The 12,891-nt window shown below is 71.5% G+C and carries 12 protein-coding genes; 3 read left to right on the top strand and 9 right to left on the bottom strand.

Annotated features, from left to right (window positions below; translation table 11 throughout):
• Positions 1-25: 25 nt before the first annotated feature.
• The 9 genes from ligA to Drose_RS07620 form a co-directional block, all read right to left on the bottom strand.
• The gene (ligA, locus tag Drose_RS07660; RefSeq protein ID WP_260727491.1) at positions 26-2,113 is read right to left on the bottom strand and encodes an NAD-dependent DNA ligase LigA; all 2,088 of its coding nucleotides are present in this window, start codon (positions 2,111-2,113) and stop codon (positions 26-28) included.
• Positions 2,114-2,152: 39 nt separating this feature from the next.
• On the bottom strand, positions 2,153-3,064 hold the full coding sequence (locus tag Drose_RS07655) for a uroporphyrinogen decarboxylase/cobalamine-independent methonine synthase family protein (protein ID WP_260729633.1): 912 nt from the start codon (positions 3,062-3,064) through the stop codon (positions 2,153-2,155).
• A gap of 41 nt (positions 3,065-3,105) precedes the next feature.
• Positions 3,106-4,176, bottom strand: coding sequence for a tRNA 2-thiouridine(34) synthase MnmA (mnmA, locus tag Drose_RS07650; RefSeq protein ID WP_260727490.1), 1,071 nt, complete (start codon positions 4,174-4,176; stop codon positions 3,106-3,108).
• Positions 4,177-4,189: 13 nt separating this feature from the next.
• Complete coding sequence (locus Drose_RS07645; RefSeq protein WP_313900003.1) at positions 4,190-5,125, bottom strand: chitosanase; 936 nt, start codon at positions 5,123-5,125, stop codon at positions 4,190-4,192.
• Positions 5,126-5,392 (bottom strand): hypothetical protein, encoded by a 267-nt coding sequence (locus tag Drose_RS07640; protein ID WP_260727489.1) that lies wholly within the window; start codon positions 5,390-5,392, stop codon positions 5,126-5,128. It lies immediately after the preceding gene.
• A 167-nt stretch (positions 5,393-5,559) separates the two neighbouring features.
• Positions 5,560-6,723, bottom strand: coding sequence for a cysteine desulfurase family protein (locus Drose_RS07635; protein ID WP_260727488.1), 1,164 nt, complete (start codon positions 6,721-6,723; stop codon positions 5,560-5,562).
• A gap of 326 nt (positions 6,724-7,049) precedes the next feature.
• Positions 7,050-8,006: an electron transfer flavoprotein subunit alpha/FixB family protein gene (locus Drose_RS07630; RefSeq protein ID WP_260727487.1), complete on the bottom strand. Its 957-nt coding sequence runs from the start codon at positions 8,004-8,006 to the stop codon at positions 7,050-7,052.
• Positions 8,007-8,021: 15 nt separating this feature from the next.
• Entirely contained in the window at positions 8,022-8,801 is a 780-nt protein-coding gene (locus Drose_RS07625; protein WP_260727486.1) for an electron transfer flavoprotein subunit beta/FixA family protein, read from the bottom strand.
• A 433-nt stretch (positions 8,802-9,234) separates the two neighbouring features.
• Positions 9,235-11,769 (bottom strand): FtsX-like permease family protein, encoded by a 2,535-nt coding sequence (locus tag Drose_RS07620; RefSeq protein WP_260727485.1) that lies wholly within the window; start codon positions 11,767-11,769, stop codon positions 9,235-9,237.
• Positions 11,770-11,808: 39 nt separating this feature from the next.
• Here Drose_RS07620 and Drose_RS07615 point away from each other — a divergent pair, with 39 nt between their 5' ends.
• The 3 genes from Drose_RS07615 to Drose_RS07605 are packed head-to-tail and all read left to right on the top strand — an operon-like array spanning position 11,809 to position 12,845.
• Positions 11,809-12,174 (top strand): YidH family protein, encoded by a 366-nt coding sequence (locus Drose_RS07615; protein ID WP_260729632.1) that lies wholly within the window; start codon positions 11,809-11,811, stop codon positions 12,172-12,174.
• Positions 12,171-12,458, top strand: a complete 288-nt coding sequence (locus Drose_RS07610; RefSeq protein ID WP_260727484.1) for a DUF202 domain-containing protein — start codon at positions 12,171-12,173, stop codon at positions 12,456-12,458. Before Drose_RS07615 ends, Drose_RS07610 begins: the two co-directional genes overlap by 4 nt.
• A gap of 27 nt (positions 12,459-12,485) precedes the next feature.
• Entirely contained in the window at positions 12,486-12,845 is a 360-nt protein-coding gene (locus tag Drose_RS07605; protein ID WP_260727483.1) for a PLD nuclease N-terminal domain-containing protein, read from the top strand.
• Positions 12,846-12,891: the final 46 nt, after the last annotated feature.

Genomic DNA, 12,891 nt, shown 5'->3' with positions numbered 1-12,891 from the left:
ACCGGTAAGGACCGGTAAGGAGTAGTCAGGCGGGGGGCTCGGTGGGCTGGGCCGCTGCGCGGGCGGCTTCCGGGCCGGCGGAGAGCAGGAGGTCGAAGCCGGACTCGTCGAGGATGGGGACCTTCAGGGAGGCGGCCTTGTCGGCCTTGGAGCCCGGGGACTCGCCGACCACGACGAAGTGGGTCTTCTTGGAGACCGAGCCGGAGACCTTGCCGCCGCGGGAGGTCACCGCCTCGGCGGCCTGGTCGCGCGAATACTTGTCCAGGGAGCCGGTCACGACGACCGTGATGCCCTCCAGGGAACGCGGGCCGGTGTCCGCGCGCTCCTCGACCATGCGGACGCCCGCGGCGGCCCAGCGGTCGACCCACTCCCGGTGCCAGTCGACCTCGAACCAGTCGTGGACGGCCCTGGCGATCGTCGGTCCCACGCCCTCGACGGCCACCAGCTCCTCGGTCGTGGCGTTGGCGATCGCCTCCATCGAGCCGAGTGAGTTGGCCAGCGCCTGCGCCGCCGTCGGGCCGACGTGGCGGATCGACAGAGCGATCAGCACGCGCGCGAGCGGGCGCTGCTTGACCTCCTCGAGGTTGACCAGGAGCTGCTGGGCGGTGCTGCTGAGGGAGCCGTCCTTGTTCACGAAGAACGGCGCCTTGAGCAGCCGGTCTGCGGTGACGTCGAAGAGCTCGCTCTCGTTGGTGATCACCGACTCGAGCAGGGCCGCGGCCGACTTCGCGCCGAGCGCCTCGATGTCGAGGCCGCTGCGTTCGGCGAGGGCGAACAGGCGCTCACGGAGCTGGGCCGGACAGTAGCGGGCGTTGGGGCAGCGAATGTCTACGTCGGTCTCCTTCTCGGGGGCCAGTGCCGTCCCGCAGGACGGGCAGTGGGTCGGCATCACGAAGGCGCGCTCGGTGCCGTCACGCCGGTCGGCGACCGGACCCAGCACCTCGGGGATGACCTCCCCGGCGCGGCGGATAACCACCGTGTCACCGATGAGCACGCCCTTGCGCACGACCTCCTGCGCGTTGTGCAGGGTGGCCTGCGCGACCGTGACACCGCCGACGAACACCGGCTGCATGATCGCGAACGGTGTGACGCGACCCGTCCGGCCGACGTTGACCTCGATGTCGAGGAGCTTGGTCATCGCCTCCTCGGGCGGATATTTGAACGCGATCGCCCACCGCGGCGCCTTGCTGGTCGAGCCGAGCCGGCGCTGGATCGACATCTGGTCGACCTTCACGACCACACCGTCGATCTCATGCTCGATCTTGTGCCGCTTGTCGCCGTAGTCGGCGATGTAGGACCGGACGCCCTTGAGATCGTCGAAGACCTTCCACCGCTCGGAGGTCGGCAGGCCCCAGGCGTGCATCAGCTCATAGGCCTCGGACTGGCTGACCGGGTTGAACCCCTCGCGGGCACCGAACCCGTGAACGAGCATGCGCATCGGGCGGGACGCGGTGATGCGCGGGTCCTTCTGGCGCAGGCTGCCGCTGGCCGCGTTGCGCGGGTTGGCGAACGGGTTTTCCCCCGCCGCGACCTGTGCCGCGTTGACCTCCTCGAAGCCGGCCAGTGTGAAGAACACCTCGCCGCGCACCTCGAGCAGTGCGGGAAGATCGTCGCCGGTGAGCCGCTCCGGGACGTCGCGGATGGTGCGGACGTTGAGCGTGATGTCCTCGCCGGTGCGCCCGTCGCCGCGGGTCGCGGCCCGGACCAGGCGACCCTTCTTGTACGTCAGGTTGACCGCCAGCCCGTCGATCTTCAGCTCGCACAGGTATCTCGGCTGCTGGCCGGCGTCGCGCTCGATGCGCTCGACCCACGCGTCCAGCTCGGCGTCGTTGAGCGCGTTGTCGAGGCTGAGCATCCGCTCGGCGTGGGTGACCGCGGCGAAGTCGGTCGAGAAGGTGCCGCCGACCCGCTGGCTGGGCGAGTCGGGCGTGATCAGTGCCGGATACTCCGCCTCGATGGCCTCCAGCTCACGCATGAACCGGTCGTAGACCGAGTCGTCGACGCTCGGCGACTGGAGGATGTAGTAGCGATACTGATGCTCGTCCAGCTCGCGGGAGAGCTCGGCGTGCCGCTCACGCGCTTCGAGGGTGGGCTCGGCATCAAGGTCGCTCATGACCCGAATCTACCGCCCCCGTACGACAAAAAATCGCAGCTACGACGCGTCGTCCGTGAGCCGTCGCCCTGCGTCGCGAACGGCCTTCAACACCGCGACGGCGACCATGCCGCACGGCGGCGTCACGACGACCCGCGCCGCCATGGAGGCGAGCGGAAAGCCGAGTTTGCGCCAGAGGTCCCGGACAGACGACGCCAGGTCGGCAGAGGTCCGCCCGGACACCCCGGCGAACAGGCCCATCCCACCGTCCAACTGCTCGCCCAGCGCGTCCAGGTCGCGGACCAGCGACAGGTCGAGCGCGACCCCGACCGCCCCGGCCTCACGCAACAGGGACAGCGGCACGTCCGGTGCGCAGGAGTGCACCACGACAGGTACCTCCGCCGCGGAGATCACCTGCGCGAGCACCGAACGCGCCACGCTGACGTCCACGGAGCGCAGCGTGCCGAAGCCGCTCTCCGTCGGGACGCGACCGGCCAGGACGGCCGGCAGCGACGGCTCGTCGAGCTGGAGCAGCACGGAGGCGTGCGGCAGCCGCGCCCGCACCGACGCGACGTGCTCGCGCACACCCTCGGCCAGCGACGCGGCCAGATCCCGCGTGGCACCCGGATCGCGCAGGACCGCGCCGCCGATCGGCAGGTTCAGCGCGGCGGCCAGGGTCCACGGGCCGGGCACCTGGACCTTGAACGTGCCGGCGAACTCCCCCGCCTGCTCGGTCATCGTGTCCAGGTCGCGCTCGAGGAAGTCGCGGGCCACCCGCAGGTCGTGGCCGGGCCGGGTCGCGAGCCGCCAGCGCGCCGCGTACAACTCGATCGGCAGCTCGACCAGGAAGGTGCCGCCCCGCCCGATCATGTTGGCGCCCGGGCCGCGGCCGGGCAGCTCCGGCAGGTGGGGCAGGTCGGGCAGCTCCCCGAGGACGATCCGCTGCGCCTCGCCGACGTCGGTGCCGGGCATGGAGCCGATACCGGTGGCGCTGCCGGCGGGCCAGGGAAAGGTCACGATGTCTCCGCAATCGTCGCCGAGCCGAGCACGATGTCGCCGTCCGGGGACGGCTGGTAGCAGACGACAGCCTGCCCGGTCGCGATGCCGCGGGCGGGTCGCTCCAGCCGGGCCACCAGCCGGTCGCCGGCCAGCTCGACCGCGGCGGGGGTCGTCTCGCCGTGTGCCCGCATCTGGACCTCGCAGCGCACCGACGACGACGCCGTCATCCACACCGGCCGCTCACCGACCACAGTGGACACATCGAGCATCGCGGCCGGCCCGACCGTCACGGTGTTGGTCACCGGCGTGATCGACAGCACGTATCGCGGGGTGCGGTCCGGCGCCGACACCCGCAGGTCGAGCCCGCGCCGCTGGCCGACGGTGTACGCATACGCACCCTCGTGTCGCCCGATCACGGCGCCGGTGGTCACGTCGACGATGTCGCCGGGTGTCGAGCCGAGCCGGTCGGCCAGGAAACGCTTGGTGTCACCGTCGGCGATGAAGCAGATGTCGTGACTGTCCGGCTTGTCGGCGACGGCCAGCCCTCGCTCCGCCGCCTCGGCACGCACCTCGGCCTTGGTCGAGGTGCCCAGCGGGAACATCGAGCGGTCGAGCTGTGCGCGGGTGAGCACCGCCAGCACGTAGGACTGGTCCTTGGCCGGATCGACGCTGCGCCGCAGCAGCCCGTCCTCGCCGAGGCGGGCGTGGTGGCCGGTCACGACGGCGTCGAAGCCCAGGGCAACGGCCCGGTCGAGGACGGCCGCGAACTTGATCTTCTCGTTGCAGCGGAGACAGGGGTTGGGTGTACGACCCGCGGCGTACTCCGCCACGAAGTCGTCCACGACGCCGGCGTGGAACTGCTCCGCCATGTCCCAGACGTAGAACGGGATCCCGATCACATCCGCGGCCCGGCGGGCGTCACGGGCGTCTTCCAGCGTGCAGCAGCCACGGGCACCGGTGCGGTACGTCTGGGGGTTGCGCGACAGCGCGAGGTGGACGCCGGTCACGTCGTGCCCGGCCTCCGCCGCCCGGGCAGCCGCGACCGCCGAGTCGACCCCGCCGGACATCGCCGCTAGCACTCTCACACGACAAGCCTACTCAGGTCCCGATCTCGTACGCGTCGCCGTGGACCGTCCAGCGCAGCGGGAGGCTCAGGTCGAAGTTGCGGTCGCGGAGGAACACCCGTTGAGTGCTCTCGATCCGGCTCAGGTCCCGGCGCGCCCGCTCGGTGTTCATCAGGGCGATCCGCGCGTCGAGGAACGCCTCCAGGTACGCCGCCTCGTCACCGCCCTTCGCGGGCGGCGGGGCCACCTGGGCCGCGGCCCGGCGCAGCGTCGCCAGCCCGGTCGCGCCGTGCGTCACGATCGCGTCGAAGTACGCGAACTGGCCCAGGACCTTCAGGCCGTCCTGCTTCGCCTGGCTGAGGGCCGGGGTGAAGTACATCCGGTCGCGCTCGGCGTCCTGGGCGCGCCGGAACGCCGGATCGGCGGCGGCCGCCTGCCAGGCGGGAACGAACCCCGGGTCGAGGCCCTCGTGGGACTCGGTGCCGTTCACCTTCCGCAGGGCTGGCAAGTAGGCGGCCAGCCGGTTGCGGGGCACCGCCGTCGTGTACCGCTCGACGACGGTCTTGAGGTCGCCCGTACCGGTGCGGAACCCGACGATGCCGGCCGTGTACCCGCGGCCGTCGCCGATGTCCTCGATGTAGGCGTACCGCGCGGTCCAGTCCAGCGTGGAGTTCTCGGCGCTGGACAGCAGGCGCATGGCGATGTCCTGCTGCCGCGGGTCCGAGAGATCGCCACGGATCCGCTGGCCGGAGGGCACCGTGATCGAGCGCTTCGAGGGCGACGCCACCGGTGACGCGACAACGGCCCGCCGGTCGGTTCCGGGCGCCTGCGCGCGGGCCGGCGTCGAGTGCGCCGTGGGCTCCCGCACGCCGGGCGCCTCCTGATCAGGTGTCGCGAGGCCGGCCATCGCCAGCGAAACGATGAGGAAGACCGCGACACCGAGGCGGCGGCGGACGGTGGTACGGCGCACTCAGGAACCCTCCCCGACGGACTGTGAAACCTTGGCGACGCCGCGTGGGCCGGGAACCGCCGGGGCGTTCGCCCCGGCCGTGCCGGTGCGGTGCAGCTTGTGCCACCGCGGCCGCGCCCCGGTGAGCGCGGTGCCGAACGACTGGATGAGCACCACGTACATCAACTGCCGGTACACGAACTGCTGCAACGGCAGCACCCACAGCGGCCGCGGCCGCTCCCGGTCGAGCTTGACCGCGACGACGGCGGAAGCGGTTTCGACAGACACGGCGCAAACATAGGGTGAGGCGCTCTTCGGCACGGCGAGAGAAACGCCGGAGAATTGCCGTAACCAAATCACCGGCCGCCACACCTGGCGATATTCACCGGCGTCGGTGGTGAATTCACCCGAAGGGATTCGGCCCACCGGCGCCCGTCCCGGCCCCTCCGTTTCGGTCACCTGAACTTGGCGGTCGCCCTGCGGGCTCGCTCCACCGCTCCCGGCAGGGCCGCGACCAGGGCGTCGACATCGTCCATGGTCGAGGTGTGGCCGAGCGTGAACCGCAGCGACGAGCGGGCCCGCGAATCGTCCGCGCCCATGGCCAGCAGCACGTGCGACGGCTGGGCCACCCCCGCGGAACAGGCCGAGCCGGTCGAGCAGGCGATGTCCTGCGCGTCGAGGAGCAGGAGCAACGCGTCGCCCTCACAGCCGGGGAACGAGAAGTGCGCGTTGCCGGGGAGCCGGTCGACGGGGTCGCCGTTGAGGATCGCGTCGGGCACGACGGCGCGGACCCGCTCGACCAGCGTGTCGCGCAGCCGCCCGATCCGCTCGGCGGTCTCCCGAGAGGTCTTCACCGACAGCTCCACCGCGACGGCGAACGCGACGATGGCCGGCACGTCGAGCGTCCCGGACCGCACGTCCCGCTCCTGGCCGCCGCCGTGGGCGAGCGGCGTGCAGCCGACCTCCCGGCCGAGCAGCAACGCGCCGGCGCCGATCGGGCCGCCCAGCTTGTGGCCGCTGATGGTCAGCGCCGCGGCCCCGGTGGCGGCGAAGTCGACCGGCACCTGGCCGACCGCCTGGACGGCGTCGGTGTGCAACGGCACGCCGGCCGCCGTCGCCAGCGCGGCCAGCTCGCCGACGGGCTGGACGGTGCCGACCTCGTTGTTGGCCCACATGACGGTCGCCACCGCGACGTCGCCACCGGCCAGCGCCTCGGCCAGCGCCTCGGGCCGGACCCGACCGTCGGCGTCGACCGGCAGCCAGGTCACGGCGGCGCCCTCGTGCTGCTCCAGCCAGGCGACCGAGTCGAGCACGGCGTGGTGCTCGACGGCGCTGGCGACGACCCGGTTGTGGCGCGGGTCGGCGGCCCGGCGCGCCCAGAAGATGCCCTTGACGGCGAGATTGTCGCTTTCGGTGCCGCCGCCGGTGAAGATCACCTCGGACGGGCGGGCGGCGAGCGCGGCGGCGACCCGCTCGCGCGCCTCCTCCACCCGGCGACGGGCCTGGCGGCCGGGGGCGTGCAACGACGAGGCGTTGCCGACTTCGCGCGCGGTGGCGACGAAGGCGTCGAGCGCCTCCGGGAGCATCGGCGTGGTGGCGGCGTGGTCGAGGTACGACATTGGGCCCAAGCCTAACGGGCAGCCGCTCCTTACTTCCCTACCGGCCGTCCCATGATCACCACGTTGGCACGGTGGTGCCGGGTGCGGAGGTCGTTCAATCCTGGTCACGGCCACCCGATCGCCAGGCCCAATTCGGGCACTTCGCCAACGCACCCTTGCCTGAGCGGCATGCCCGCCGCACGCACGGCGGGCACGTCCACTCGCCTTGGCCGCCAGCCCCAGGACGACGGCGACGCCGCGCACTCCGGCGGCGGCCTCCCGCGCGGAAGGCCGGCCCACCGAGAAAAGAGCGCCCCGAGAGGCGCTCTTTCCCGCGATACCGGACCCTACTTGCGCTTCCGGATCTCCTCCGCGGCCTGCGGGACGACCTTGTGCAGGTTGCCCACCACGCCGAAGTCGGCGAGCTCGAAGATCGGCGCCTCGGGGTCCTTGTTCACCGCGACGATCGTCTTCGAGGTCTGCATGCCGGCCCGGTGCTGGATGGCGCCGGAGATGCCCAGCGCGATGTAGAGCTGCGGGGAGACCGTCTTGCCGGTCTGCCCGACCTGGAACTGGTGCGGGTAGTAGCCGCTGTCGACGGCCGCGCGGGAGGCGCCCACGGCACCGCCGAGCAGGTCGGCCAGCTCCTCGACCAGCTTGAAGTCGTCGGCGCTGCCGACACCACGACCGCCGGACACGACGATGGACGCCTCGGCGAGCTCGGGGCGGGCGCCCTTCGCCTCCGCCTTCCGCTCGACGATCTTGACCAGTTTGTCCTTGTCCTCGACGCTGACCGCGACCGACTCGACCGCGGCGGTGACCGGGGCCGGCGTCGGGGTCAACGAGTTGAGGCGGACCGTCACGATCGGCAGGCCCTTGGTGACCTTCGACTTGACGATCGTCGAGCCGGCGAAGACGGGCTGGGTCGCGACGCCGTCGGCGCCGAGCGCCACCACGTCGGTGAGCAGGCCGTTGTCCAGCTTCACGGCCACCCGGGCGGCGATCTCCTTGCCCTCCTGCGTGGAGGGCAGCAGCACGGCGGCCGGCGAGACCTGCCGGACGAGGTTCGCCAGCACGGTGGCCTTCGGCGCCACCAGGTGACCGTCGATGTCGGCGCTCTCCGCGGCGTACACCTTCGTCGCACCGAACTCGGCGAGCTTGTCCACGAGCGGCGCCGCGGCGCCCTCGCCGCCCAGCACGACCGCGGCGGGCTCGCCGAGATCGCGGGCCAGGGTGAGCATCTCGAGCGTGACCTTCTTGACCCCGCCCTGGGAGGCCTCGACCACGACCAGAACTTCAGCCATCGTTTCCGTCTCCCCTTACACGAACTTCTCGGAGGCGAGGTACTCGACGAGCTTCACGCCGCCGTCGTCACCCGCGTCGATCTTGTTGCCGGCCTGGCGGGGCGGGCGCTTGCTGTGCTCCAGAACCGCGCTGGTCGCTCCGGCGAAGCCGACCTCACCGGCGGCGATGCCGAGATCCGCCAGCGACAGCGTCTGCACCGGCTTCTTCTTGGCGGCCATGATGTTCTTGAACGACGGGTACCGCGGGTCGTTGATCGTGTCCCAGACGCTCACCAGCGCGGGAGCGGCAGCGGTGACGACCTCGTAGCCCTCGTCGGTCTGCCGCTCGATGGTCAGGTTCGAGCCGTCGACGGTCAGCTTGCGCGCTCCGGTCAGCGCCGCGACGCCCAGCCGCTCGGCGACCATGTGCGGCATGACCTGCACACGGCCGTCGGTCGACTCGGCGCCGCAGATGACGAGGTCGGCGTTCTGCTGGGCGATGGCGGCGGCCAGCACCTTCGACGTGGTGACGGCGCACGAGCCGTGCAGCGCGTCGTCCACCACGTGGACTGCCGAGTCGGGGCCCATGGACAACGCCTTACGGATCGACTCCGTGGCGCGCTCCGGGCCGACGGTCAGGACGACGACCTCACCGCCGTGCGCCTCCTGGAGGCGCAGGGCCTCCTCGATGGCGTACTCGTCCATCTCGTTGATCACATTGTTCGCCGACGCACGGTCGACGGTGTTGTCGTCACTGCGCAGGTTCCGTTCAGCACCGGAGTCCGGCACCTGCTTGACGAGTACGACGATCTTCATCGTTGTCCGAGGTCCTCCTGCTTGACAGTCACCTGCGCCTTCGCCGGCGACTTGCGCCCCACGTTACGGCGCGACCCGCGTGGTAACAGGCTCGCCCTCCGAACGTTACTTGTGAGTAGGTTGGATTTGGCGGTGAAAATCGTCACCCAACGAGAGCAGTCCGCACCCAAGAGGGGGCGAAATAGCCCATAATTCCCGATAAGTCCGACTCATTCCACCACACTCCGCAGCCACATCCCACCCCGCTGCGGAAAAGGTCACACACCGTCGCCGCAGGCCGCACCCCCACCCCGGCCCCCGCCGATGACGCGTCGATCTTGCAGTTGTGGTGCCTGACAAACCGGGCATTCAGGGAGCGTCCCGGCACCATAACTGCAAGATCGACGCGGATGGGGGTGGGGGCGTGGGGGTAACGGGCGGCGGGGGCGGCGGGTTAGGTGTCGGTCATGGCGGGCGCTATTGGGGGGTGCGCGGCGCGGCGGGCCGGCAGGAGTGCGGCCACGGCGCCGGCCAGGGCGGCGATCACGACGTACAGCAGGAGCTGGCCATACGGAAGGACGGGGCTGCCGTGACCGTACTGCCGGATGAGGCCGACCGCCGCCGAGACGCCCACGAGCACGCCGAACCCGACACCCACCACCGCGCCGACGACCGCCATGAGCATCGCCTCCAGGACGAGCATCCCGCGAAGCTGGCCGCGGGACAGGCCGAGAGCGCGCAGCAGTGCGGACTCGCGGGTGCGCTCCAGGACGGACAGGGCGAGCGTGTTGGCGATGCCGGTCAGGCCGATGACGATCGACATGCCCAGCAGCGCCGAGAACACGCCGAGCTGCTCGTCGAGCGTGCCGGTGATCCGGGCGCGCCACTCGGCCTGGCTGGAGACCTGGGTGAGCGGCGCCTCCTTCAACGACGCGTCGACCGCCGCGCGAGACGCCTCCGGGCTGACCCCTTCGGCGGCCTTCACCAGCACCTGATCGGGGTCGCCGGGCCCGAAGATGGTCGCGTAGTCGTCCCAGTGGACGAGGGCCTGGCCCTCGGTCGGCGCGTCGTCGTAGAGCGCCACCACCCGCAGCGTCTGCGACCTGACCCGGATCTCCGAGCCCACCTTCGCTCCGATCGCGTCGGCGAAGAACCGGTTGAGCGCGACCGTGCCCGGCCGCAGCGCCGCGGCCGAACCGGCGGTGATCTCCGGTCGCAGCACGGTGTCGAGCGCGCCGGGCTCCATCGCCCAGATCTCGGCCCGCCGGCCGTCGACGTCGGCGTCCCGGCTGCGCGCGCCCGCGACCGCCGCCAGCTCACTGTGCGAGCGCAGGACCTCGGTGACCGCGATCGGCACCCGCCGGGTCTGGCCACCCGGCGTGTAGACGCCGCTGATGATGTAGTCGACCGCGAAGTTCTCGTCGAGCTCCCGCTCGGCCTGGGCGCGGGCGGTCGCGAGCAGGACGCTGAACACGCTCATCAGGGCCAGGCCGACCATGAGCGCGCTCGTGGTGGCGGCGACCCGCTTCGGGTTGCGCAGCGCGTTGGTCACCGCGAGGCGGGCCGGCGCGCCGAGAAGCTTCGCCGGCAGCCAGCCGGCCCAGGCGGTGAGCCGGGCGACGATGAGCGGCGAGGCGATGACGATGCCGGTGAAGACCGCGATCGCGCCGGCGAACACGATCGGCACGCCGTTGAAGCCGGGGACCCGGGTGCCGGCGATCATGACGAGGGCACCGCCCGCGGCCAGCACCGCCGCGATCACCGTGCGCAGCGGACGGCCGCCGGGAGCGGCCGCCGCCAGCGTCGTGGCGCGGAGCGCGGCCAACGGCGGAATCCGGCTCGCGGTGACCGCCGGGAGCAGCGCGGCGACGACGGTGCAGAAGGTGCCCGCGCAGACCCCGACGACGACGGTGGTGGGCGTGACGATCAGCCGGTCGACCCGCACGCCGCTGCCGACGGTGTTGCGGCCGATGAGCAGGCCCTCGCCGACGACGGTGCTGACGAGCAGGCCGCCGAGCGAGGCGACCACGCCGACGACCACCGCCTCGAGCACCACCGAGCCGAACAACTGCGGTCGGGAGGCGCCGACGCAGCGCAGGAGCGCCAGCTCGCGGACCCGCTGGGCGACCAGGATGGCAAACGTGTTGTAGATGACGAAGACGGACACCGCGAGCGCGATGAGGCCGAAGCCGAAGATGACGACGAGGAAGCCGTCGACGTACTTCGCGGCGGCGACCGCGTAGTCGGCGCGCGCCTCCTCGCCGGTCAGCACCCGCGCCCGGCCGCCGAGGTGCTCCTGGAGGCGGTCGGCGAGCTGACGCTGGGTCACACCGGGCCGCGCGGAGACGACCACCTCGGCGAACCCGCTCGCCTCGGTGAGCGTGCGCATGTCCTCCGGCGTGAGCGCGGCGACGGTCAGGCCCGCGAAGCGCTTGTTGGCGCCGAGGTCCATGACGCCGACCATGGTGAGCGCCACCGGCCGCTGGTCCGGTCCGACGACGGAGACCTGCTGGCCGACCGTGAAGCCGTAGATCTCCGCGGTGGTGTCGTCGACCGCGATCTCGCCGGTGCGCGCGGGGAGGCGCCCCTTTCCGATGTCGTACATCGAGAGATGCCCGTCACCCGGCGTCGACAACGCCCAGCCGATGCGGCCAAGGTTGGAGATGAGGCGGCCCTTGCCGTCCAGCATCGGCAGCCGCTCGGCCATGCGGCCGTCGACGTGTGCCACGCCGGGCACCGAGCGCACCTCGTCGACGACGCCGAAGTCGAGACGCCGCGAGGTCTCGGCGAAGCTGACCGCATTGGAGGTGCCGACGGAGGCGTCGACGTTCTTGGCGGCCCGGGCCAGGTCGTCGTAGAAGGCCGCCTTGGCCGTGTCGCCATAGACCAGGGTGCCGGCCAGGAAACCGACACCGATCATGATGGCGGTCGCGGTCAGCAACAGCCGGAGCTTGTGCGCGCGTAGTCCGGCAAGAGTTGTTCGCAGCATCGCGCGCGACTGTACCGAGGGAGTCTGACAACCTTGTCGCTGTGGGCAATGATCCGACGCTGGTTCGATCCGGATGAGGTCCGATCCGTCGGCACCACTCCGGACTACCGCTTTTCGCTGGCCAACGAGCGCACGTTCCTGGCCTGGCTCCGCACCGCACTGGCCCTCGTCGGTGGCGGCCTGGCGGTCTCCCAGTTCCTCCCGGAACATCGCCTCCGGGTGGGGATCGCGGTGTCGCTGCTCGCCCTCGGCGGCCTGGTCGCGCTGCGCGCGGTCGACCACTGGGCCCGCAGCGAACGGGCGATGCGGCTGGGTGAGGCGCTGCCGCCGTCCCGCTTCCCGGCGGTCCTCGCGCTGATCGTCACCATCGGCGCCGGTGCCCTGCTCGTGGCGACCCTGCTGTGAACCCCGACGGCGCCCAGATCGAACGCACCATCCTGTCCTGGCGGCGCACCCTCATCTCACTCACCGTGGTGGCCCTGCTACTAGCCCGCATGGCCGTCACCCACACGGCGCCACCCGTGAGCACGTGGGCACTGGCCGCGATCGCACTCGTCTGGGCCGGCATGGTGGCGCTGACCCGCCGCCGCACCCGGCGGATCCCCACCCCGATCGGACGGTCCTTGCCGGCGCTCGTCGTCCTCATCCTCCTGTACTGCGTGACGGGCACCCTCTTGCTGGTGTCATAGGCCCGTTCGCTGAGTCATGATGGCGCCATGGGACGCGCACTGCCCTTCATCATCGTGCTGGTCGCGACGCTCGTCGCGCTGATCGATTGCTTGTCCTCGGAGCGTGAGGACGTCCGCGGGCTCCCCCGGCCCGTGTGGTTCTTCGTGATCCTGTTGCTGCCGATCGTGGGGCCGATCGCGTGGTTCTTCGCCGGGCGGCCGGTCGCCATGGAACAACACGCCGGGGTGGCGGCCGGCGGCCGCGGCCCGAGGCGGCCGCTGGCACCGGACGACGACCCCGAGTTCCTGCGCGGGATCGACACGACGCAGTCCCGCAACGACGCGGAGTTGCTGCGTCGCTGGGAGGAGGACCTGAAGCGCCGGGAGGACGAAGGCCCGACGCCCTGATCGAGGGCAGTCCTCGGGTCGGCCGGCAGCCGGATGGCGCGTTCCC

This window comes from Dactylosporangium roseum (genome assembly GCF_025264685.1).
Taxonomy (GTDB): domain Bacteria; phylum Actinomycetota; class Actinomycetes; order Mycobacteriales; family Micromonosporaceae; genus Dactylosporangium; species Dactylosporangium roseum.
This window is presented reverse-complemented; position numbering and strand designations above follow the sequence as displayed.